At 72.1% G+C, this 19,400-nt stretch carries 20 protein-coding genes; 9 read left to right on the forward strand and 11 right to left on the reverse strand.

Features of this window, described 5'->3' with window-relative positions; genetic code table 11:
• Nucleotides 1-35: 35 nt before the first annotated feature.
• The 3 genes from AAFN69_RS01610 to AAFN69_RS01620 all read right to left on the reverse strand — a co-directional run bounded on the left by AAFN69_RS01610 (nt 36) and on the right by AAFN69_RS01620 (nt 3,653).
• A complete protein-coding gene (locus AAFN69_RS01610; RefSeq protein ID WP_347726388.1) occupies nt 36-2,357 on the reverse strand; it encodes an HEXXH motif-containing putative peptide modification protein in 2,322 nt (773 codons plus the stop codon).
• Nucleotides 2,354-2,566, reverse strand: coding sequence for a hypothetical protein (locus AAFN69_RS01615; RefSeq protein WP_347726389.1), 213 nt, complete (start codon nt 2,564-2,566; stop codon nt 2,354-2,356). Before AAFN69_RS01615 ends, AAFN69_RS01610 begins: the two co-directional genes overlap by 4 nt.
• A 136-nt stretch (nt 2,567-2,702) precedes the next feature.
• Entirely contained in the window at nt 2,703-3,653 is a 951-nt protein-coding gene (locus AAFN69_RS01620) for a ferric reductase-like transmembrane domain-containing protein (protein ID WP_347726390.1), read from the reverse strand.
• A gap of 233 nt (nt 3,654-3,886) precedes the next feature.
• Here AAFN69_RS01620 and AAFN69_RS01625 point away from each other — a divergent pair, with 233 nt between their 5' ends.
• Nucleotides 3,887-4,564 carry a hypothetical protein gene (locus AAFN69_RS01625; RefSeq protein ID WP_347726391.1) on the forward strand — a complete coding sequence of 226 codons (678 nt, stop codon included), beginning with the start codon at nt 3,887-3,889 and terminating at the stop codon, nt 4,562-4,564.
• Nucleotides 4,565-4,627: 63 nt separating this feature from the next.
• Nucleotides 4,628-5,257 (forward strand): sigma-70 family RNA polymerase sigma factor, encoded by a 630-nt coding sequence (locus AAFN69_RS01630; protein WP_347726392.1) that lies wholly within the window; start codon nt 4,628-4,630, stop codon nt 5,255-5,257.
• Nucleotides 5,258-5,270: 13 nt separating this feature from the next.
• Here AAFN69_RS01630 and AAFN69_RS01635 read toward each other — a convergent pair whose 3' ends face one another.
• The 4 genes from AAFN69_RS01635 to AAFN69_RS01650 form a co-directional block, all read right to left on the reverse strand.
• On the reverse strand, nt 5,271-6,485 hold the full coding sequence (locus tag AAFN69_RS01635; RefSeq protein WP_347726393.1) for an MFS transporter: 1,215 nt from the start codon (nt 6,483-6,485) through the stop codon (nt 5,271-5,273).
• 4 nt (nt 6,486-6,489) lie between these two features.
• Complete coding sequence (locus AAFN69_RS01640; protein ID WP_347726394.1) at nt 6,490-7,803, reverse strand: ATP-grasp domain-containing protein; 1,314 nt, start codon at nt 7,801-7,803, stop codon at nt 6,490-6,492.
• On the reverse strand, nt 7,800-8,915 hold the full coding sequence (locus AAFN69_RS01645; protein WP_347726763.1) for a pyridoxal-phosphate dependent enzyme: 1,116 nt from the start codon (nt 8,913-8,915) through the stop codon (nt 7,800-7,802). The genes AAFN69_RS01640 and AAFN69_RS01645 overlap by 4 nt, the downstream gene beginning before the upstream one ends.
• An 86-nt stretch (nt 8,916-9,001) precedes the next feature.
• Nucleotides 9,002-9,697 (reverse strand): class I SAM-dependent methyltransferase, encoded by a 696-nt coding sequence (locus tag AAFN69_RS01650; RefSeq protein ID WP_347726764.1) that lies wholly within the window; start codon nt 9,695-9,697, stop codon nt 9,002-9,004.
• A gap of 432 nt (nt 9,698-10,129) precedes the next feature.
• Here AAFN69_RS01650 and AAFN69_RS01655 point away from each other — a divergent pair, with 432 nt between their 5' ends.
• Both AAFN69_RS01655 and AAFN69_RS01660 read left to right on the forward strand, forming a co-directional pair.
• Nucleotides 10,130-12,346: an MMPL family transporter gene (locus AAFN69_RS01655; protein ID WP_347726395.1), complete on the forward strand. Its 2,217-nt coding sequence runs from the start codon at nt 10,130-10,132 to the stop codon at nt 12,344-12,346.
• Between the two features lie 65 nt (nt 12,347-12,411).
• Complete coding sequence (locus AAFN69_RS01660) at nt 12,412-12,882, forward strand: hypothetical protein (RefSeq protein ID WP_347726396.1); 471 nt, start codon at nt 12,412-12,414, stop codon at nt 12,880-12,882.
• A 15-nt stretch (nt 12,883-12,897) separates the two neighbouring features.
• Here AAFN69_RS01660 and AAFN69_RS01665 read toward each other — a convergent pair whose 3' ends face one another.
• Nucleotides 12,898-13,383: an ATP-binding protein gene (locus tag AAFN69_RS01665; RefSeq protein WP_347726397.1), complete on the reverse strand. Its 486-nt coding sequence runs from the start codon at nt 13,381-13,383 to the stop codon at nt 12,898-12,900.
• Between the two features lie 256 nt (nt 13,384-13,639).
• Here AAFN69_RS01665 and AAFN69_RS01670 point away from each other — a divergent pair, with 256 nt between their 5' ends.
• Both AAFN69_RS01670 and AAFN69_RS01675 read left to right on the forward strand, forming a co-directional pair.
• Complete coding sequence (locus AAFN69_RS01670; RefSeq protein ID WP_347726398.1) at nt 13,640-14,494, forward strand: helix-turn-helix transcriptional regulator; 855 nt, start codon at nt 13,640-13,642, stop codon at nt 14,492-14,494.
• A 10-nt stretch (nt 14,495-14,504) separates the two neighbouring features.
• Nucleotides 14,505-14,705 carry a DUF397 domain-containing protein gene (locus AAFN69_RS01675; protein ID WP_347726399.1) on the forward strand — a complete coding sequence of 67 codons (201 nt, stop codon included), beginning with the start codon at nt 14,505-14,507 and terminating at the stop codon, nt 14,703-14,705.
• A gap of 89 nt (nt 14,706-14,794) precedes the next feature.
• Here the strand turns inward: AAFN69_RS01675 and AAFN69_RS01680 are convergent, their stop codons facing one another.
• Nucleotides 14,795-15,031 (reverse strand): hypothetical protein, encoded by a 237-nt coding sequence (locus AAFN69_RS01680; RefSeq protein WP_347726400.1) that lies wholly within the window; start codon nt 15,029-15,031, stop codon nt 14,795-14,797.
• A gap of 91 nt (nt 15,032-15,122) precedes the next feature.
• On the opposite strand from AAFN69_RS01680, the gene AAFN69_RS01685 reads away from it, so the two are divergent.
• Together AAFN69_RS01685 and AAFN69_RS01690 are read left to right on the forward strand one after the other, a co-directional pair.
• Nucleotides 15,123-15,449 carry a hypothetical protein gene (locus AAFN69_RS01685; protein WP_347726401.1) on the forward strand — a complete coding sequence of 109 codons (327 nt, stop codon included), beginning with the start codon at nt 15,123-15,125 and terminating at the stop codon, nt 15,447-15,449.
• Nucleotides 15,450-15,834: 385 nt separating this feature from the next.
• Entirely contained in the window at nt 15,835-16,293 is a 459-nt protein-coding gene (locus tag AAFN69_RS01690) for an NUDIX domain-containing protein (protein WP_347726402.1), read from the forward strand.
• A gap of 41 nt (nt 16,294-16,334) precedes the next feature.
• Here AAFN69_RS01690 and AAFN69_RS01695 read toward each other — a convergent pair whose 3' ends face one another.
• Together AAFN69_RS01695 and AAFN69_RS01700 are read right to left on the reverse strand one after the other, a co-directional pair.
• Complete coding sequence (locus tag AAFN69_RS01695) at nt 16,335-17,255, reverse strand: APH(6)-I family aminoglycoside O-phosphotransferase (RefSeq protein ID WP_347726403.1); 921 nt, start codon at nt 17,253-17,255, stop codon at nt 16,335-16,337.
• Nucleotides 17,256-17,301: 46 nt separating this feature from the next.
• Nucleotides 17,302-17,898 (reverse strand): dihydrofolate reductase family protein, encoded by a 597-nt coding sequence (locus AAFN69_RS01700; protein ID WP_347726404.1) that lies wholly within the window; start codon nt 17,896-17,898, stop codon nt 17,302-17,304.
• Nucleotides 17,899-18,212: 314 nt separating this feature from the next.
• Here AAFN69_RS01700 and AAFN69_RS01705 point away from each other — a divergent pair, with 314 nt between their 5' ends.
• Complete coding sequence (locus AAFN69_RS01705) at nt 18,213-19,367, forward strand: Ig-like domain-containing protein (protein WP_347726765.1); 1,155 nt, start codon at nt 18,213-18,215, stop codon at nt 19,365-19,367.
• Nucleotides 19,368-19,400: the final 33 nt, after the last annotated feature.

Raw genomic sequence — 19,400 nt, forward strand, 5'->3', positions numbered from 1 at the left:
GCGGAGGGGGCGGGGGTCGGGAGTCAGGGCCGGGGTCAGGGGGCCGCGCGGGCGAGCCAGCCCGCGAGGGCCAGCGGGTCGGGGCCGTCCGGGCCGTCCTCCCCCTCCCCGCCGGTGATCGCCTGATGGACCCCGGCCACCAGCTCCGGCCGGTCGAGCAGCAGCCCGGCCGCCGGGTCGCGCCGCCGCGACGGCAGGGCGAGCACCGAGCCGATCCACGCCTCCGGATCGTGCGGGTCGTGCGCGATCCAGGCCGCGTACCGGCGACGGGCCCGTACGCCGTCCCCCGCGACCACCGCCCACTCGGCGCCCTCCGCACGGGTTTTCCCCGACAGCCGGGCGAAGCTTCCGGGCGCGCAGAGCCGGAGCCAGGCGAGCGGGCCGAAGGTGTCGGTGCGGATCGCTTCGAGCCGGGGCCGCAGCACCGGCCCCGGCAGGGCGCCGGGCGGGTGCCCGTGCCGCCAGGCGGTGGCGAGCCGCAGGGCGTCCGCCGCGCCGATCGCCAGATGCCGCACCCGCCAGACGGCGCGGCGGGCGGCGCAGTAGTGCCCGGCGAGCCGGGCGGGCTCGTCCGACACACCGTCGTCCTCCCACTCCGCGACCAGTGCGGAGATCTCCCCGACGAAGCTCCGCCCGGCGGGGTTGAGGGCGTCCCCGGCGAGCAGGCCGGTGATGCCCTCCCGCACCTGCTCCCGCAGCACCGCGAACTCGAACTCGGCGCGCTGCGATCCGGCGGCCCCGGCCGCCTCCCGGTGGGCCCGCCAGAACCCGGCCACCCCGGCGAAGGCGTACACCCCGTGGAGGACACCCTGCGGGGGCCGCGGGTCGCTGCGCCAGGGCGAGTACCCGAGATGGCCCGCACCGGACCCGCCGCGGGTCTCCTCCAGCAGCGGTACGAGGCCGAGCAGCGCGTTCAGCTGCTGGTGGCGGGTCTCGTGGACGAGTACGGCGGCGGTCTGCACCTCGTCGTACGGGAGCGAGAGCGCGACGGCGCCGAACGCGTCGGAGGAGGAGGCACTGGCGACGAGCCGGCCGCGGGCGGCCGGGAAGGGCCGCGGGATGAGGGTCCGCACGAGCTCCCGCACGGCGGTGGCCTCCCCCGGCACGTCCCGCGCCAGCAGCGCGGCGGCGCCGGTGACACGGGAGCGCCACTGGGCGAGGCGGGAGGGGGAGAGGGGGGTGGGGGCGCGGAGCGGGACGCCGAAGTCGCGGTAGGGGGTGAGGGGGTCGAGCCGGAGGCCCTCGGGGGAGAGGCGGGGGAGGGGGTGCCAGGTGGGAGGCCGCGCGCGGGTGCCGTGCCGCGGCCCCGGGCGGGGGTCGTCCTCAAGCGCCGGACGGGCTGGGGTGGGGTGCCCAGGCACCGGGTACGGGCTGTCCTCAAGCGCCGGACGGGCTGGAGTGTCGTGCCCCGGACCACAGCACCGTCCGTCCTCAAACGCCGGACGGGCTGGAATGTCACCGGTCGTGTCCTGCCCGGCGGACCCCGGGCGCGGGTCGTCCTCAAGCGCCGGACGGGCTGATTTGCCACCACCCGCCGGACGGGCTGGAATGCCGCCGGCCCCGTCATGCCCGGCCGGCCCCGAGCCGAGGCCATCCTCAAACACCGGACCGGCTGAACTACCACCACCCCCCGGACGGGCTGGAATGCCGCCGGCCCCGTCATGCCCGGCCGGCCCCGAGCCGAGGCCGCCCTCAAACGCCCGACCGGCTGAACACCCGCCGGCCGCCGAAGGGGCCGGGGGGTCGCCGGGCAGGCGTAGCCGGAGCTCGGCGGATTCGCCGCGGATCAGGGTGGGGGCGGAGCCCGGGCCGGGGACATGGATCTCGGCGCGGCTCCAGCGGCGGGTGGAGACCGGGCCGGCCAGGCCGGTGCCGGGGAGCCAGATCATGCCGCGGTGGGCCGGGACGCGGACGACCGCCGGGACGCCGGCGTGCAGGGCCGCCGCCGCGGCCAGCGCGTGGAACTGGGCGAGGTCGGCCCAGAGCGGGGCGTGCGCCGCCGGGGTGTCACCGCGCAGCCGGCGCAGCAGCCGCAGGGCCCAGGACATCACCGACGGGTCGGCGATCACCGTGTCGACCGCGTCCGGCGCGTGCTGCTGGACGGTGGCGAGGAGCTGCCAGGCGCTCTCCGCCGAGGAGATGACCCCGCTCCCCCGGTCCGGCGCGGCGGCGGTGCCGCCGGACCGGCGGTCCGCGCGGGTCAGCAGGGCGCGCAGGACGAGGAGCAGCCTGCTGCGCTGGGCGGACCGCAGCAGCCGGAGGTCGGCGGCGGTGGCGGAGCCCCGGGCGATGGCCCGCAGCGAGGCGGCCGGGAGCCGGTGCGGGCGTAAGGGCGCCGAGTCGGGTCCGGGGGTCACCGGTCGTGCCGCCGCGTCCGGGAGCGGCGGAGCTGCCTCATCTCCTCACTGTTGGAGGCGTCGAGCGCGCCGAAGGCCGCGCATGCCTTCTCGTCCACCCGGCGCAGCGCCCGCCGCAGTTCCGGATCCCGGCTGGATCGGAGTTCCCGCAGGGAAACACCGGAGAGGTCGATGAGGTCGGAACAGAAGTCCTCCGCAGGCCCTGCCATACGTGGTTCCCCCTGGGGTGACGATTCCGCGTCGCGGCGTGCGGTCCCATGGTGGCCGTATCCGGCCCCGGAGCGAAAGCCGAACCGGGATCATCACCCGAGCGGCGCCCCGCGCACAGTGGTACCGGCCGTCGCCTCAGCCGTGGTTGTGCGTGGACGAGGTGTCCGCCGGGGGCTCCTCGCGTCCGCCGTCGCGTCCGCTGATCAGTACGGCGAGCAGCGCGACGAGCACCCCGGCCGCCGCGATCCGGCCGGCCGCCCGCAGGCCCCAGCCGCGCTGGGAGCCGGGGTGCGCGCCGGGCGCGCCCAGGCGTTCGGAGCGGCGGGCCGGTCGGAGCAGCCGGAGCAGCAGCAGGGCGGCGATGGGGAGTTGCAGCAGCCAGATCGTGGTGCGGAACCAGCCGTCGTACCAGACATTGGTGCCGTAGAGGAGGGTGTGCCAGACGCTGAGGACATAGACCACGATGACGAAGCGGTGCATGACCCGCCAGGTCTTGGCGCCGATCCGGTGGCGGGCGTAGAAGAGCAGCCCGAGCGGGATGGCGAGATAGAGCGCGGCCTGGCCGAGCGGGATGGCGATCCGGCCGGTGCCGGACTGATAGCCGCCGGGGACGAAGGACTCGATGAAGGCGGTGGCCGCCGCCGAGTACCAGGCGTCCTTGTCGTGCCGGAAGAGCTCCACGGCGAAGAACAGCGCATGGGCAAGGATCAGCACCATGGTGTTGATGCTGGTGGTGCGGTGCAGGCGTTCCAGCCGGGGGCCGGAGACCGGCAGCCGGGCCGGGCGCGGGCCGGAGAGGAGCAGGCCGAGGACGACCGTTCCGTACGCCCACAGCAGTGCGGACCAGCCGAACGCCTGGCTGAGGAAGTAGACCCAGAACGCCTCCGTGTCGGCCATGAAGGGCATCACGGTGACGGTGGAGGAGGTCTTGGCCTCGATGCGCAGATAGATCAGCACGAAGAGCGCGCCGGTGACGCCGAGCGCGACCGAACCGTCGGTGACGCTCGCGCGCAGGTCGGAGCGGAGGGTCACCCGGGGTGGGGCCGTTCGCGCCGGGCCGGTCTCCGGTTCCGTGTTGGCCTGCATCGGCTGGGCTCCGCTCCTCGCTCGGGCCCGCGCGGACCTCTCCGGTGGATGACCTCCGGGGTGAGCGGGGCGTGTACTTGACTGAGTCGGATGGACCGGCCCCGGAGTTCCCGGCGACTTCATGTGACACGCGTCACCCTGTCCGGGTGTCCGGATACGGGGAATGATCGTCCGTTCTGTCCGGACCGCGCGGCCTTTACCGCCCGCAAGGGGCCCCTGGCACCATGGCCCGCATGGGAGCCGGACCCGCACTCCGCCTTGCCCACACCGCGGTGCTCACCGCTGTGTGCGTCGTGGTGTCCGGACTCGGCCACGATCTCTCGTCGGGCATCCCGCCGTCGGTCGCCGGGTACGCGCTCGCGCTGCCGCCGGTCTGCGCGGTGGCCTGGCGGCTGACCCGGAGGGAACGTTCCGCCCGGGTGGTGGCCGCCGTCCTCGCGGCCGAACAGCTGGCGCTCCATGTGCTGTTCGGGGTGGCCTCGCACCGCACCACCCCTTCCTTCGGCCACCACGGCATGCACGCGGAACCCGCCCCGCCGCCGCGGCCGGCCGGGGGCGCCGGGCCGCTCGACGTCCTCTCCGACGGCTCCGCGATGTCCTGGGCCATGGCCGCGGCGCATCTGCTGGCGGGCGGGGTCTGCGGCTGGTGGGTGTGGTGCGGCGAGCGAGCGCTGGTACGCGCGGGGCGGGCGCTGCGGCTGATGGCGCCGGCCGCGGACGCGTCCTGGCGGCGGCTGCTGCGCACCGCGGCACGGCTGGTGCGGCGGGCCCGCGCGGCGGCGGCCGGTTCATGCGCCGGCCGGCCCGCCGTCCCCGTACCGCACGGTCACGGGGCTCCGGTGCGGCTCCCGGCGCCGCTGGCGATCCTGCGGGCGCTGACCCGGCGCGGGCCGCCGCTCCTTCCGTCCTGACCTCGTCACCGACCCCAGCACCTTGACGGGCGGGCTCCGCCCGGACGCGAAGGACGTTCTGTCATGCCTTCTTCCCCCTTTCCCTCCGACCGTCCGCCCCCGGCGGCCGGGCCCCGGCCGGGACACCACCGGGACGACGCGGAGATCACGGCGTGGGCGCTGGCCGCAGCCGGCGGCGACCGGTGCGCCGCCGAACGCTTCGTCCACGCCACCTATGACGATGTGCGCAGATTCGTCGTCCATCTCACCGCCGACACCCGGGGCGCGGAGGATCTGGCGCAGGAGACCTATCTCCGCGCCCTCAGCGGAATGAGCCGGTTCGCGGGCCGCTCCTCCGCACGGACCTGGCTGCTGGCCATCGCCCGCCGGGTGGTCGTGGACCGCTACCGGCGGGCCTCGGTGCGCCCCAGGGTCGCCGAGACCGCCGACTGGCTGCTCGCGGCGGACCGGGCACAGCCGCGCCATCTCCCCGGCTTCGAGGAGTCGGTGGCCTTCACCGACGCGCTGGGCACCCTCGAACCGGGGCGGCGGCTCGCCTTCGAGCTCACCTGCTTACTGGGGCTCTCCTACGCGGAGACGGCGGACGCGCTCGGCTGCCCGGTGGGTACGGTGCGCTCCCGGGTGGCCCGCGCCCGCCGGGACCTGGCGGCCGTGTGGAGGGAGGAGCGCCCGCTCATCGGCACGGCGGCCTAGACCTCCGCCGGGATCAGGGTCCGCCGCCGGTGACCTCCGCGGGAACGGGGGTCGTGACCCGCCGGTTCCGCCGCACCACCGCGCCCCACAGCAGGACGGGCAGCAGCGCGCTCTGGACGCTCACCGCGATCCAGAACCAGGCGGCGCTGCCCGCCTGTTCGGCGGCCCCGTAGAGCGGGCCGCCGAACAGGGCGGCGGCGAAGGCGCCGAGCCCGGCCGCGAGCCGCTGGCGTCCGAAGACGGTCGCGGAGGGCTCGGCGGAACGCGCCAGCGCCTCCAGGTCGTTGCGGAAGAAGAGCACCACCTCGGCGGCGCAGAGGAGGACCGCGCCGAGCGCGATGCCCGTGTGCCCGCCGAGGGCGATCCCGGCCGTCCCGAGCGCCATCGCGCCGAAGCCGATCCGCAGGGCGGTGCCGTAGGGCAGCCGGGCGATCCGGTCGGCGAGCAGCGGCTGGGCGGCGACGAGCAGCACCGCGTACCCCATGACCAGGAAGCCGTAGTAGGCCGTGGAGGTGCGGGGCACCGCGTACAGCGCCAGGAAGTGCTGGAAGAACATGAAGAGATAGACGGCGAGGAGGGTGTACGGAAACGGCGGCAGCCCGGCCGCCGCCTCCCCCGGCCCCGGTTCCGTTCTCCGCCGCGCCTCGGGCGCGGGTTCGGCGGGAGTGTCCCGTACCGGCGGCAGGAAGGCGTGTCCGAGTCCGGCCAGGGCGAACACCGCCGCCACGGCCGTGAAGAGCGCGGCGGGCGAGCCGAGGATGAAGGGCGCGGCCACCGGCGGCCCCAGCGCGATGCCCGCGTTGAAGGCGGAGCCACTGGCCGCCAGCAGCCGGGCGCGCTGCTCCGCCGGGCAGTCGGCCACCAGATACGCCTTGTTGGCGGGGAGATAGAGCGCCGCGCCGGCCGAGACCAGGAAGAGCGCGGTGACCGCGAGCAGCGGCCGGTCCACCCCGGGCACGAAACAGGCGAATCCGGCGGTGCGCACGGCGAGCGCGGTCAGCATGGTGGCGCGCAGCCCGATCCGCCGGGCGACCGCGGCACCCACCGGACCGCCGCCGAACTGGATCAGCGAGGCCACGGCGAGCACCACTCCGACGGTCCCGAGCCCGAAACCCCAGCGCTGGTGGAGCAGTACGGACATATAGGGGAGCACGGCATAGCTGCCGACGGTGATGAGGAGAGAGGCCCCCAGCAGAAAGAGCCGGGGGCCGGTGAATTCCCGTCTCACCCCTTCACCCGCGGCCGGCGGCCGGCCCGCCCACCACCTCCGCCGCCGCCGGATCGGGCTTCATCCGGGCCCGTACGGTGGTGGCGGCGCTCCAGGCCCGGTGCTGCGCCAGCTCGGCGGTGGCGGCCTCGGCCAGCACCATCCCCGTACAGCCGCGCTGGTCGCCGATGTCCCCGATCGCGTCGCCCGGTTCGCGCACGGGGTACCAGCGCACCCCGCCGGGGAAGGCGGCGAGCCCCTCGATGCCCGTCCAGCCGTCGAGCACCCCGGTCACCTCCGGATAGACGAGGACGAAGGCGACGGCCGGTCCGGGCACCCCCGCCGGACCGTCGAGCAGCGCGGGCGGCCGGCCGAGGGTGACGGCGACCAGGGCCTCGTAGACATTCACCCCCAGCGAGCGGCACAGGGCCTCGCCGATCAGCGCGCCGCCGATGCGCCGGTTGATCTCGACCAGCTCCGGGCCGTGCGCGGTGAGCACGAACTCCACATGGGCGAAGCCCTGATCGTGTCCGGCGGCCGACAGCACCCGGCCCGCCCAGGCGGCGACGGTGTCGTGTTCGGCCGCCGGCAGCGCCACGGGGAAGGCCGCGCCCTCCTCCCGCACCGCCGGGGTGCGGGAGGTCAGCCGGCTGGAGACGCCGAGCAGCCGGGTCCGGCCGGCCCAGCTCAGGGTCTCGGCGCTGTAGAGCGGTCCGGAGAGGAAGGGTTCGGCGAGGAGCCGGCCCTTGAGGGCGGTGAGGGAAGCCTCCGCGAGCGCGGCGCGCAGCTCTTCGGCGTCATGGACGATCCAGACGCCCCGGGAGGAGGTGCCGGAGCTGTCCTTGAGGACGGCGGGCAGTCCGGTGGCCGCGAGCACCTCTTCGGCACCTCCCGCCGCCACGACGGCGGCCCTCCCCCGGCCGATCCCGGCCGCGGCGAGCGCCTCCCGCACCCGGGCCTTGTCCCGGAGCAGGCGCACGGACTCCGGGTCGGGCCCCGGCAGGCCGAGTTCGGCGGCGAGGTCGGCGGCCGGGACGGACCAGGTGTCGGTGGTGTTGATCAGACCGGCGAGTCCGGGGAGCGCGGTGAGCACCCGGCGCACGGCGGCGGTGTCGGTGGTGTCCACATCGGCGACGGAGAAGGCGGCGCGGGCCGTGTCCGGGAGAGCGGCCAGCTCATGGGCGTAGACACCGCGGTCCCCGGTGAGCAGGACCAGCCGGTGCCCGGCGGCGGCGGTGGCCTCGATCAGCCGGGCCAGCCCGAAGGAGAGCGCTTCGAGCGCGGCGATCACCGGAGCCGGCTCCGGGGACCGCGGCTCCGGCGGCAGGGAGCGGTTCATCGGGAGCTCCCGACGGGACGGGCGGCGGGCGCGGATTCCCCGCCGCCGCGGGGCGGCCGCGCCCCGGGAGGCGCCTCCCGGCCCGCCCATTTCATCACCGCCCAAGGGGGCCGCAGTTCACTGAGCGAGTGAATCCGTTCGGGCCGCAGGACGGCCGGATCCAGCGCCTCCGAGTGCCGGGCGAAGACCCGCTCGGTGTAACGGTGCCCGGTGTCCGCGCCCAGGACGAGACAGGTGGCCTCCGGATCGCGCTCCGCCTCCCAGCGCGCCACCAGATGCGCCGCCCCGGTCGAGAGCCCCGCGAAGACCGCGTGGCGGCGGAGCAGTTCCACCGTCCCGGCCATGGCATGCCGGAAGTCCAGCCAGTGGATGGTGTCGTAGAGCTCGTGCCGGACGTTTCCGAAGGGGATCGAGGAGCCGATCCCCGCGATGATGGCGTCCGGGTCGCTGATGTGCTCGCTGCCGAAGGTGACACTGCCGTACGGCTGCACCCCCACCAGCCGGACCTCCCGGCCCAGATCGCGCAGGGCCTCGGTGAGTCCGCCGGTGGAGGAGCCGGTGCCGACGGCCCCGACGACGGTCAGCGGCCCGGGCGGCAGCGCGGACCCGGCGAGGCCGGCGAAGTCGCGGTAGCCGGCGTAGTGCACCGCGTCGTGGTACTGCCGCATCCAGTGGAAGTCCGGCCGCTCCTCCAGCAGGGCCCGGACGTGCCGTACCCGCCGCTCCTGGTCGAGCCGGAGGCTCTGCGAGGGCGGCATCTGGTCCACGGTGGCGCCCAGCACTTCGAGCTGCGCGCGCATGGTCGCGTCCACGGTGGTGGAGGCGACGACATGGCAGCGCAGTCCGTAGCGGTGGCAGGCCAGGGCGAGGGCGAGCGCGTAGATCCCGCTGGAGCTGTCGATGAGGGTCTGTCCCGGCTCGATCCGGCCGGACGCGAGAAGGGTGCGGACGGCGCCGAGGGCGGCGTACACCTTCATCGTCTCGAAGCGGGCGAGCACCACGGAGCCGGAGAGCCGGACGAGCGCCGGATCCTTGAGCGCGTCGGTGATGTGCTCGTGCACCACCGGCGGCGGTGCGGCGGAGGGGGCGGATGTCAGGGGCGTTGCGGGCATGGAGAGCTGGGCCATTGCGGCGGTTCCTCCGGTGGGGGGTGTGCGAGTTCCTGCCGTACGGGTGCGGCGGGCGCCGGCGCGGTCGGTCACTCCGGGCGGCGCCCCCGGACGATGAGCCGCTTGGAGTGCTGGTCGTAGGGGCCGCCGTCGAAGTCGCCGAAGCACTCCACCTCGTCGAACCCCGCCTCCGTGAAGAGGCCGTGCAGCTCGGCGGCGCTGTAGAGGAAGCAGTGGATGGAGGCGGTACGGGCGGTGTCATCGCGCACCAGGGTCCAGTCGGTGCGGAGCCGGCGCCAGCTGTCGAGAACGGTGTCGCGCTGGATGATGACGGATCCGTCCGGCAGATCGACGGCCTGCGGCCGGCCGATCCATCCGGCGAGCACTTCCTTGCCCATGACATCGACCAGCAGCCGCCCGCCCGGGGCGAGGCTGCGGTGGGCGTTGCGCAGCACCTTGAGGTTGTCGGCGGCGTCGGCGAAGTAGCCGAAGGAGGTGAAGACATTGAGGATCACGTCGTACGCGCCCGGCTCGGTGTGGGCGAGCATGTCGGCCCGGACCAGCGTGACATCGGCCCCCGCCGCGTCACAGGCGGCGCGCGCCCGCCGCAGCATGGCCGGGCTGAGATCGACCCCGGTGACCCGGTGCCCCCGCGCGGCGAGCGGGACGAGGAAGAGCCCCGGCCCGCAGCAGAGGTCGAGTACGCGGGAGCCGGCCGGGAAGTCGAGCAGCGCGGCGTCCCGGACGAGCGCGGCGACGGTGCCGGCGCGTTCGCCGGAGAACATGGCGGGCGCGAAGTCGACCCAGAGGGCGTCATCGGCGTACCACTCGGGTGGCCCGGCCGCCGCCTCCGCCGGGCCGGTCCGGGGGTCGTACGGATCTCCGCTCATGTGTGGACCTCATCTCCGCTCGGATCGCTACTCGGAAGTAGCCTTTTCCGAGTAGTCGCGGAGTCCGGGGGCGGAGTTCCCGGCGGTGCCGCCCCCTCTCTCCTCCGAAACGGCACCCCGAGGCCCGGGACCGGCGCACCGTCACCCGTTCACCCCACCCGGTGTGCTTGCCCAGCCCCCGGAACCCCCCTTGAATGCAGAGAAACACCAGAAAGCACAACAAACCTCAAATAAGCCATATAACTCGGATATTCATCCCCGGGCGTCCGAGTTGACCATCCCGGAGCGCGCGGCACCGCCCGCCCCGGCCCCGGTCGGGAGTGTGCGATGTCATTGCCGCGCAAGGGAGTACTGCGCCGGACCGGTGAGTGGTGCGCGCACCATGCCGTCGTCGTGATCATGCTGTGGGCCGCCGCGCTCGCCGGGCTCCAGGTGCTCCACCACGCCTACGGCGGCGACTACTCCGACGACTTCGCCCTCCCCGGCACCCAGTCCCAGGAGGGGCTGGACGCCCTGCGCGCCCATGAGCCCGCGGCCGGCGGCTACAGCTCGCAGATCGTCCTCTCCGATCCGGACCGCCCGCTCGGCGACGCCTCCGGCGCGCTCTCGACCACCGTCGGCGATCTGATGAAGCTCCCCGACGTCCTCTCCGTGCAGAATCCGCTGACCGTGCCCTCCACCGGCACGGTCGGCCCGCTCTCCACGGACGGGCGGACCGCCTACATCACCGTCACCTTCAGCGTGCAGCCGTCCACCCTCGGCCCGGACTATCTGCACGGCGTCGACGACGCGGTGGAACCGCTGCGCGCCGCCGGGGTCACCGTCGACTACGGCGGCCAGCTCGGCGAACTCGGCCGCCCCGAGACCAGCGACCGCACCAGTGAGGTGGTCGGCTTCGCGGTCGCCATCGTGGTGCTGCTGATCGGCTTCGGCAGTGTGATCGCGGCCGTACTCCCCCTGGTGACCGCGCTGATCTGCGTGATCTGCGGACTGGCCCTGCTCGGCCTGCTGGCCGCCGCGGCCACCTTCGCGACCGTCTCGCCGACCCTGGCGACCATGATCGGCCTCGGTGTCGGCATCGACTACGCCCTCTTCCTGGTCACCCGCCACCGGCAGAATCTGATGAACGGCGAGGACCCGGTGCGGGCGGCCGGGATGGCCACCGCGACCAGCGGCCATGCCGTACTCCTCTCCGGCTGCACGGTGATCATCGCGCTCTCCGGGCTCTGGGTCTCCGGCATCGGCTTCATCGGCAAACTGGGCCTGGCCGCCGCCGTCACCGTGGTCACCGCGGTGGCCGGCGCGATCACCCTCGTACCCGCGATGCTCGGACTGACCGGCCGCTTCATCGACCGGCTGCGGGTGCGCACCCCCATCGCCGAGACGGACGCGGAGCCGGGCGACGAGACCAAGGGCACCTGGCACCGGTACGCGCAGCGGGTCGAGCGCCGGCCCTGGTGGTATCTGATCGCCGGGGTGGTGGTGCTGGCGGTCCTCGCCTTCCCGGTCTTCTTCATCCAGCTCGGCCACATCGGCGACGGCGCGGACCCGAAGTCGTTCACCGACCGGCGGGCGTACGACACCATGTCCGCGGCCTTCGGCCCGGGGTCCAACGGCCCGCTGACCATTGTGATCGACCAGTCCGCCGTACCGGAGTCCGACCGCTCGGCGCTGGGCGCGCAGGCCGTGAAGGCACTGACCGGGGTCCCCGACATCTCCACCATCACTCCGCTCCAGGCCACCCCGGACGGCGATCTCCTGCTCTCCACCGCGTACTCGGCCAAGGCCCCGCAGGACGAGAAGACCACCGAGCTCGCCAACCACCTCACCGGCACGGTCCTTCCGGAGGCCGTCTCCGGCACCGCGGCCAAGGGGTACGTCACCGGTACGACGGCCGCCCAGGTCGACTTCCTCGACATCGTCTCCAAACGGCTGCCGCTGATCATCGCGGTGGTCGTCGGACTCGCCTTCCTGGTCATCCTGGTGGTCTTCCGCGGCCTGCTCGTCGCGGTGAAGGCCGCGGTGCTCAATGTGCTGTCGATCGCGGCCTCGTACGGGGTGGTCGTGGCCGTCTTCCAGTGGGGCTGGGGCGGACCGGCGCTCGGCGTCTCGGGGAAGGTGCCGATCGAGAGCTATGTCCCGATGATGATGTTCGCGATCGTCTTCGGCCTGAGCATGGACTACGAGATCTTCCTGCTCTCCCGCATCCACGAGGCATGGCTGCGCACGGGCGACGCCAAGGCGAGCGTGGCGCATGCGCTGGAGATCACCGCCCGGGTGATCACCTGCGCGGCGCTGATCATGGTGAGCGTCTTCGCCGCGTTCGTCATCAGCGACAACATCGTGGTGAAGATGCTGGGCCTGGGCCTGGCCGCGAGCGTCCTGATCGACGCGACGGTGGTCCGGCTGCTGCTCGTCCCGGCGGTGATGACCCTGCTGGACAAGTCGGCCTGGTGGACCCCGCGATGGCTGGACCGGATCATGCCCCATCTGCACCCCGAGGGCGCGGACACGGCACCCTCGCCCCGGCCCGCCCGGGAATAGCACTGGCCGGACGGGCCGCCGGACGGGAAGGATGAGCTCTCCGCCGAGATGAGGGAGGGCCCGGAGTGGGCTACACACTGGAAGCCGTGATCGCCGGGGAGACCCTGCTCCGCACCGCCGCCGCACCGGAGCCGGCCGCCGTCGTGGTGCCGCTGGGCGGGGGCCTGGCGCTGATACCGATGACGGACGAGCTCTTCGACGCGGTCACGGACGGCACGGAGCCGGAAACGGGCTTCCACCGCCTGCCGGGAGGCTTCGGCCGGGTACTCGCCCAGTGGTCGGCGGCGGGCCCGGTGGCCTATGTGGAAGCCGAGTTCTTCGGCGGCTGGGGCGAACAGCACGCCGTGGTCTGGGCGTCCGGCACACCCGCCCTGGGCCCGCTGCACCAGCCCGAGGGCGAGCCGTCCCCACCGGAGGGCAGCCCGATATCGCAGGCCCTGCGCCGGCTGGGCGTGGTGGTGGCGGACGGTGACGTGGACGAGTTCGAGACGGCGGGCCTGGGCCGCCACCGGTTCACCAAGCGCTGGGCAGGCTAGGCCGTCTCTTACGGACTAGGTCCCGGGCGGCCTTGAGCCCCCGCGGTCGCCGCCCGCGCCGGCGCACTGCCCCAGCAGCGTGAACCAGACAGCTTTCCCGGTGGGCCCGCGGCGCCCGCCGCCCAGATAGGTGACTCCCCAGGCATCGGCGCATGCGTCGATCAGGGTGAGCCCGCGCCCGTGCTCCTGCCTGCCGTGCGCCCGGCCGGCCGCGACGGGCAGCGGGGTGGGCCGGTTGTCGTGCACATGGATCCGGACACATCCGTTGGTGATGAGGGTGTCGATCCGCACCTGCGGCGTATCGGTGTGCCGGTGCACATTGGTGACGGCCTCGGAGAGGCAGAGCAGCACATCGTCCACCAGCGGCGGATGCGCCACCCGCAGCGGCCCGGCCGGCCACTGCCGGGCCCATCGCGCGGCGGCGGGCCCGTTGGGGATCTCGATGCGCGGCTCCCCGATTCCATGAGGGGCCTCGGGCGTTAAAGCTGTGGAGGGTTTCATGCCGTGTCTCCCAACGCAGTTGGAATCCGCGCTGCACGCGAGGGTGCTCCGGCCGCGCCGGCTGATGACGGCCCGTGGGGCGCGGGCACGCAACAGCGGCTGCACTGCGGTCGGTTACCGAATCGCTACGCGGTGCTGCCTGGACGATAGGTGGCATACATGCGACATAGCAACAGTGCTACCCCCTTCGAGTGAGCAGCTGGACCCGCAGTGCGGTCACGCGGCAGACTCAACGGCGAATGAGGGGAAGGACGTCATGCCCGCACGGGACAACCCGACGGCACGCCAAGCACGCCTGGGAACGGAGCTGCGGAAACTACGCGACGCGGCGGGGCGTACAGCCCGAGAAGCAGCCGGACTGCTGTCGGTCGACCAAGCCAAGATCAGCCACATGGAATCCGGGCGCATTGGGATCAGCGAGGAGCGGATCCGGCGCCTGGCAACCTTCTACCAGTGCGGCGACAGCCTTCTGATCGAAGCGCTCTGCACCATCGCACGGGAGCATCGAGGCCAGTACTGGTTCGACGAGTACCGGGGTGTCCTCGCGCCGGGCTTCCTGAACATCGCCGAGCTGGAATGGCACTCTTCGGCCTTCCGCTCGCTGGAAAGCGTCACCCTGCCCGGCCTGTTCCAGACTGAAGGGTATGCGCGGACCCTCTTCGCGAGCGTCTGGCCCAGGCTTCCGGCTGACGAGATCGACGCGCGAGTCGAACACCGGATGAGGCGATCGGCAATCCTCGATCGCGAAGACCCGCCGCCATTCGAAGCGATAGTTCACGAAGCGGCACTACGGATGCGTTTCGGCGGACGCAAGGTTGTCCGCGAACAGCTCGAACACCTCATGACGGAGTCGGAGCGCGCGACCGTCACTGTACGCGTCATCCCTTTCACCAGTGAAGACTTCATTGAGGTCACGCAGCCGGTCCTCTACGCCAGTGGGTCCGTGGCCCAGTTGGACACCGTTCAGATGGATGGTGCCTTCGGTGGCCGATTCCTGGACGCCGATGCCGACCTGAAGAAGTACCGGATGTTGCTCAACAAGGCGGCACACGCCTCGCTTGATCCACAAGAGTCCTGCCAGTTGATCCAGCAGATCGCCAGAGAATTGTGAGATTCACGAGATGAACGCATCCACTCAATGGCAGAAGTCTTCCTTCTCCGGGGGCGGTGGTGAGAACTGCGTCGAGATAGCCAGGGAAGGCAATGGTGTCCTGATACGCGAGAGCGATGCTCCCGGCACTGTCATCGCCACGGACCGAGCCAAGCTCGCCGCCTTCATACAGGGTGTGAAAGCAGGCGAGTTCGACCATCTGCTCACCTAGCACCGGCGCGCACCACAGAGGCGCGCCGGGCTCATGCGCAACCGGGCGCGGTGCGCCTCGGACCGCCGGCAGGCTCACGGCCTGTCGGCTCACGTCGCGCACCTCGCCGCATATGCCTTCTCGCGGTTCGGAAGGTTCGTCAGCAGGAATCGACTGTCCAACACGACGGGGTGAATTCGTATCCGCCGGACTTCCAGTTCCGGAGGGAATGAAGTAGTCATACCGGCATGGGACTGGGCGATCGACACCAGAAGAAGGATGTTGAAGCAGCGCTCAAGCGGGCGGAGGCCGCCGGCCTCAAGGTGACGCACGACAAGAATCGCCATCGATGGGGATACGTTATCTGCTGCCCCTGCAATGACGACATCACGATTTACTGCACTCCCAGGGTTGCGGGAGATGAGGCAAAGAGGGTTGATGAGTTCACTCGAAGGCACCGAGGACATCGAGCGTAGCTGGCATTTCGTTATGCATGCACAGGATCCACTCACCCCGGACCAGTGCGACATCATGGACAAGCTGGACAGCTTTGCCGATGGAATGGTCAGCAGAGAAGAACGCCCAGGAGTATTCACCAAGTTCGTCTGCTACTTCGTGGCCGACTCTCTCATGGATGCGATGAATGATGCTCTCGCGCGCATCAAGGAGATCCCCGGAGTGCACATCAGCAGCATCGAACTGAATCCTCACTCCTTCGAACACAACGGCATGACGACGACCGCCGTGGTGCGGAACCCCGAGTAGAGGCGGCCCGCTCTCCAACAGGCCTGAGAGACTCCCGGCCGGATTATGGTCCGTGCGAAGAAGCGCCCCGTTTCCCGACTTCGGTGACACGGGGCGCATTCGTTTCACCGGGCCCGGCTGTCAGAACCCGTCAGCGAGCGGCGGGGGCGGGGGAAGGACGGGTCGTCGCGCGTTCTCGGGGACACGGTCCACGCGGCCGAACTGGTCGCTGGAACAGCGGATGTCCGTCCTTCCCGCACACATCACCTTGAGCCCTGCTCCCGCCACCCGCTCAAGCGCGATCTCCGCATCCTTCGAGACGCTGAGGCGTATCGGCCGTGGCGGTGGGCACCCGGAGCATGGCCGTACCGTTCCCGGCATATACCGAAGAACGGAAAGGCACTTCATGCATCGGATCATCGCCCGCCTCTGGCGGCTCCTGCGCGGCCCGCTCCAGTGGCGGATTCTCTGGCTGGCCCACGCCAAATACATGGTCGGCGTGACCGGTGTCGTACGGGACGACCAGGGCCGAGTGCTGCTGCTCCACCACCGCATGTGGACCGGGGCGCGGCCGTGGGGGCTCCCCACCGGGTTCGCCGTCAAGGGCGAGGAGTTCGAGGACACGGTGGTGCGCGAGGTCAAGGAGGAGACCGGGCTCGATGTCCGGGCCGGCCGCCTCGTCCGGCTGAAGAGCGGCTACAAGCTGCGCCTGGAGGTCGCCTACGAAGCGGAGCTCATAGGCGGCGAACTGCGCATCGACCCCTTCGAGATCCTGGAGGCACGATGGTTCTCCCCGGACGACCTGCCGGACGGGATACAGGAGTCCCACCGGCCGCTCATCCAGGGCGAGACCTCCGCCGCCTGACTTCGCACAGGCGCTCGCCGCCCCGCTCACCCCGCCCCGCGTCAGCGCCCCCGCAGCGCCTCCGCCATGGCCACGGCCGCCGGGTCGAGCGCGGCCGAGCCGTCCTCGATGTCCCAGAGCGCGTTCTGGAGCAGCCGCCCCAGCGTCCAGCCGGCCGCCCGCTCGCGGTCGAGCCCCAGCGCCTCGGTGAGCAGATCGAAGCGGCGGCGCACCACACGCGACGGGCCGCCCTTCGCCACGACGTCGTCCCACCGGCTGTCCAGGGCGGGCCACAGGTCGAAGCCGGGATCGCCGGCGAGCGGTTCGGGGTCGATGGCGAGCCAGGGTTCGCGCTCGGCGGCGAGGACGTTGTCGTAGTGGAGATCCCAGTGCAGCATCCGGTCCCCGGGTTCACCGGCCAGTTCGGCGACCGCCGACGCCCAGCCGCGCAGCAGCCGGCGCTCGGCCGGGTCCGCCAGCGCGCCGGCCGCGCGCGGGGCCTCGTCCAGCATTCCGGCGGCGATGTCGCCGAGGCTTCGCAGCCCCTCGGGCGCGGGGACGGACACCAGCCGGCGCAGGATTCCGGCGAGGACGCGCATCGCCTCGTCGTCGTCCTCGACAGAGGCCAGTGAGCGGGAGCCGAGCCGCTCCAGGAGCAGGGTGCCGCTCCCGGGGTCGTGGTCGAGCAGCCGCACCATTCCCGCGCCGTTCCAGGTGCGCAGGCCGATGAGCGCGGCGGCGGTCTCCTCCCGGGGAAGCTGGAGCCTGAGGACCGCGCGCGTGCCGTCGGCGCGCACCACCGGCAGCACCAGCGCGGCCTCCCCGGATCCGGGCGGGCCGTCCCGCCGGAGCTCCCAGCGGTCCAGGAGGCTCGCGGCGAGAGCCGGCAGTGCGGCGATCCAGGCGGTGCCCGTATCGCCGAAGGCTCCGGCGTACGACGCCGCCAGGGATGCGGGGACCTCGACCGTCCTCGGCGTACTCACATCCGGCTCCCTCGGTGAGTGATCGGCTTCCGGCGGACCGTCCGCGCTATGCCTTCGCCGCCGGGCGGTAGACGCAGACATTGACGCCCAGGTCGCTGGTGACCGTGGAGACCAGCTCGAACGTGTGCAGTCCGCCGCCATCGGGGAAGATCGTCTTGCCGCCGCCGAGGAGCACCGGCATGACGATCAGCCGGAGTTCGTCGACCAGCCCCTCGCTCAGCAGGGTGCGCGCGAGGGTGGGGCTCCCCATGACCAGCACATCGCCGCCGTCGGCGTCGCGCAGCTCGCGGATGCGGGCGACGGCCTCGTCACCGGGGATACGGGTGGTGTTGTTCCAGGTCAGGTCGGAGTCGTCCAGGGTCCGGGAGACCACGTACTTCGGGAGGCTGTTCATCCGGTCGGCGAAGGGGTCACCGGACCGCTCGGGCCAGGCGCCGGCCATCGTCTGCCAGGTGCGGCGGCCCAGCAGCAGTGCCTCGGCGTTGGACATCGCGCCGTCGAAGGCACCGCCCACCACCTTCGGATCGAAGAACGGGTGCGACCAGCCGCCGTGGGCGAACCCACCGTCATTGTCCTCACCCTGGCCGCCGGGGGCCTGCACGACGCCGTCCAGGCTGATGAACTCGCTGATCACTACGCGCATGAGACTCGTTCCTCTTCCTTGCTCCGTGTGTACGGCGGTGGAGACAGCCGGGCCGCTCCGAAATCATCGCTTCCATTCGATCATGTGTAAGTGATCCGGAACACATGATCGTCCCGCCGGCGGCCGGGCCCGCTGTGCGACAGAACTGTCACAGTCGGGTCATAGGGCAACCTTCCGGTCTCCCCATCAATCTCTTCCAGCGATTCCACTCGCATGGAGGTAGAACCTTGTCCAGCACCCCGCTGCCCCCCGCACCGCACTCGAAGCTGCCGGAGACCGGCCGGGCACGCTCCCGCGACCGGCGCGGGCAGCGGCTGGCCGTGATCGCGGCCGTCGGTCTCGCCATGACGCTCAGCGCGTGCTCGGGGGGTGGATCCGGGGACGACGGCAAGAAGGGCGGCAAGGTCGCGGACGCCCCCGTCAAGCCCGAGATCACGGTCAACCTCCAGGGCCGGGCGGCCGAGGCGGGCAAGCCCGTGACCGTGAAGCTCGCCAAGGGGGAGCTGAAGGACGTCAAGATCACCGCCTCCAAGGGGGCCGCGCTCGAAGGCACGGTGGCGAAGGACGGCGGCAGCTGGACCTCCGAGCGGGTCGCGGCGCCGGGCACCTCGTACACCGTCGTCGCGACCACCGAGGGCGGCTCGGCGACGGCCGCGTTCACCACGGTGGCCGCCGAGAAGCGCAACAAGGTGGAGATATACCCCGGCAAGGGCAAGACCGTGGGCATAGCCCACCCGGTGTCGATCGTCTTCGATCACCCGGTGAAGAACCGGGACGCCGTGGAGCGCGCCCTCAAGATCACCACGTCCAACAACACGGTGGGCTCCTGGGGCTGGATCGACCACTACGACGGCCGGGCCCGTATCGACTGGCGGCCCAAGGACTACTGGCGCTCGGGCACCAAGGTGAAGCTCCAGGCCGATCTGAACGGCATCGAGGCCGGCGCGGAGAACCGCTGGTTCGTCCGTGACTACGACACCGAGTTCACCATCGGCGCCGCCCAGATCGCCAAGGTCGACCTGGGTACGAAGCAGCTGAAGCTGGAGCGGGACGGCAAGGTCGTCGACACCATCCCCGTCTCGGCGGGCACCCCCGGCGGCAAGAAGCGCTCCTGGGGCGGCACCTCCGTGCTGATGAGCAAGGAGGGCACCATCAGGATGAACTCCGAGACGGTCGGCCTCGGCGACGCCTACGACAAGATGGTCGACTACTCGATGCGGCTCACCTGGTCGGGCATGTACGCCCACGCCGCCCCCTGGAACGCCGGCGCCTTCGGCCGGGTGAACCAGAGCTCCGGCTGCATAGGCATGAGCACCGGGAACGCGGCCCGGCTGTACGAGAAGGTCAATGTCGGCGACCCCTTCGAGACCACCGGCCCCGGCCACAAGGGCAACCCGGCCCCGGGCAACGGCTACGGCGAGTGGAACCTCTCCTGGACGGAGTGGCAGTCCAAGAGCGCGCTGGCCTGACCCGCCGGCGTACGGCACCGACACGTCACCACA

Source organism: Streptomyces sp. CAU 1734 (genome assembly GCF_039888735.1).
Taxonomy (GTDB): Bacteria; Actinomycetota; Actinomycetes; order Streptomycetales; family Streptomycetaceae; genus Streptomyces.

What these genes read in the sequence shown, in the direction of transcription:
- AAFN69_RS01650 (WP_347726764.1), bottom strand. Translation starts at nt 9,697, where the DNA reads ATGTTCTCCGGCGAACGCGCCGGCACCGTCGCCGCGCTCGTCCGGGAC.
- AAFN69_RS01640 (WP_347726394.1), bottom strand. Translation starts at nt 7,803, where the DNA reads ATGAACCGCTCCCTGCCGCCGGAGCCGCGGTCCCCGGAGCCGGCTCCG.
- AAFN69_RS01655 (WP_347726395.1), top strand. Translation starts at nt 10,130, where the DNA reads ATGTCATTGCCGCGCAAGGGAGTACTGCGCCGGACCGGTGAGTGGTGC.
- AAFN69_RS01685 (WP_347726401.1), top strand. Translation starts at nt 15,123, where the DNA reads ATGAGTTCACTCGAAGGCACCGAGGACATCGAGCGTAGCTGGCATTTC.
- AAFN69_RS01675 (WP_347726399.1), top strand. Translation starts at nt 14,505, where the DNA reads ATGAACGCATCCACTCAATGGCAGAAGTCTTCCTTCTCCGGGGGCGGT.
- AAFN69_RS01645 (WP_347726763.1), bottom strand. Translation starts at nt 8,915, where the DNA reads ATGCCCGCAACGCCCCTGACATCCGCCCCCTCCGCCGCACCGCCGCCG.
- AAFN69_RS01700 (WP_347726404.1), bottom strand. Translation starts at nt 17,898, where the DNA reads ATGCGCGTAGTGATCAGCGAGTTCATCAGCCTGGACGGCGTCGTGCAG.
- AAFN69_RS01615 (WP_347726389.1), bottom strand. Translation starts at nt 2,566, where the DNA reads ATGGCAGGGCCTGCGGAGGACTTCTGTTCCGACCTCATCGACCTCTCC.
- AAFN69_RS01620 (WP_347726390.1), bottom strand. Translation starts at nt 3,653, where the DNA reads ATGCAGGCCAACACGGAACCGGAGACCGGCCCGGCGCGAACGGCCCCA.
- AAFN69_RS01630 (WP_347726392.1), top strand. Translation starts at nt 4,628, where the DNA reads ATGCCTTCTTCCCCCTTTCCCTCCGACCGTCCGCCCCCGGCGGCCGGG.
- AAFN69_RS01690 (WP_347726402.1), top strand. Translation starts at nt 15,835, where the DNA reads ATGCATCGGATCATCGCCCGCCTCTGGCGGCTCCTGCGCGGCCCGCTC.
- AAFN69_RS01625 (WP_347726391.1), top strand. Translation starts at nt 3,887, where the DNA reads ATGGGAGCCGGACCCGCACTCCGCCTTGCCCACACCGCGGTGCTCACC.
- AAFN69_RS01670 (WP_347726398.1), top strand. Translation starts at nt 13,640, where the DNA reads ATGCCCGCACGGGACAACCCGACGGCACGCCAAGCACGCCTGGGAACG.
- AAFN69_RS01680 (WP_347726400.1), bottom strand. Translation starts at nt 15,031, where the DNA reads ATGGCGATTCTTGTCGTGCGTCACCTTGAGGCCGGCGGCCTCCGCCCG.
- AAFN69_RS01665 (WP_347726397.1), bottom strand. Translation starts at nt 13,383, where the DNA reads ATGAAACCCTCCACAGCTTTAACGCCCGAGGCCCCTCATGGAATCGGG.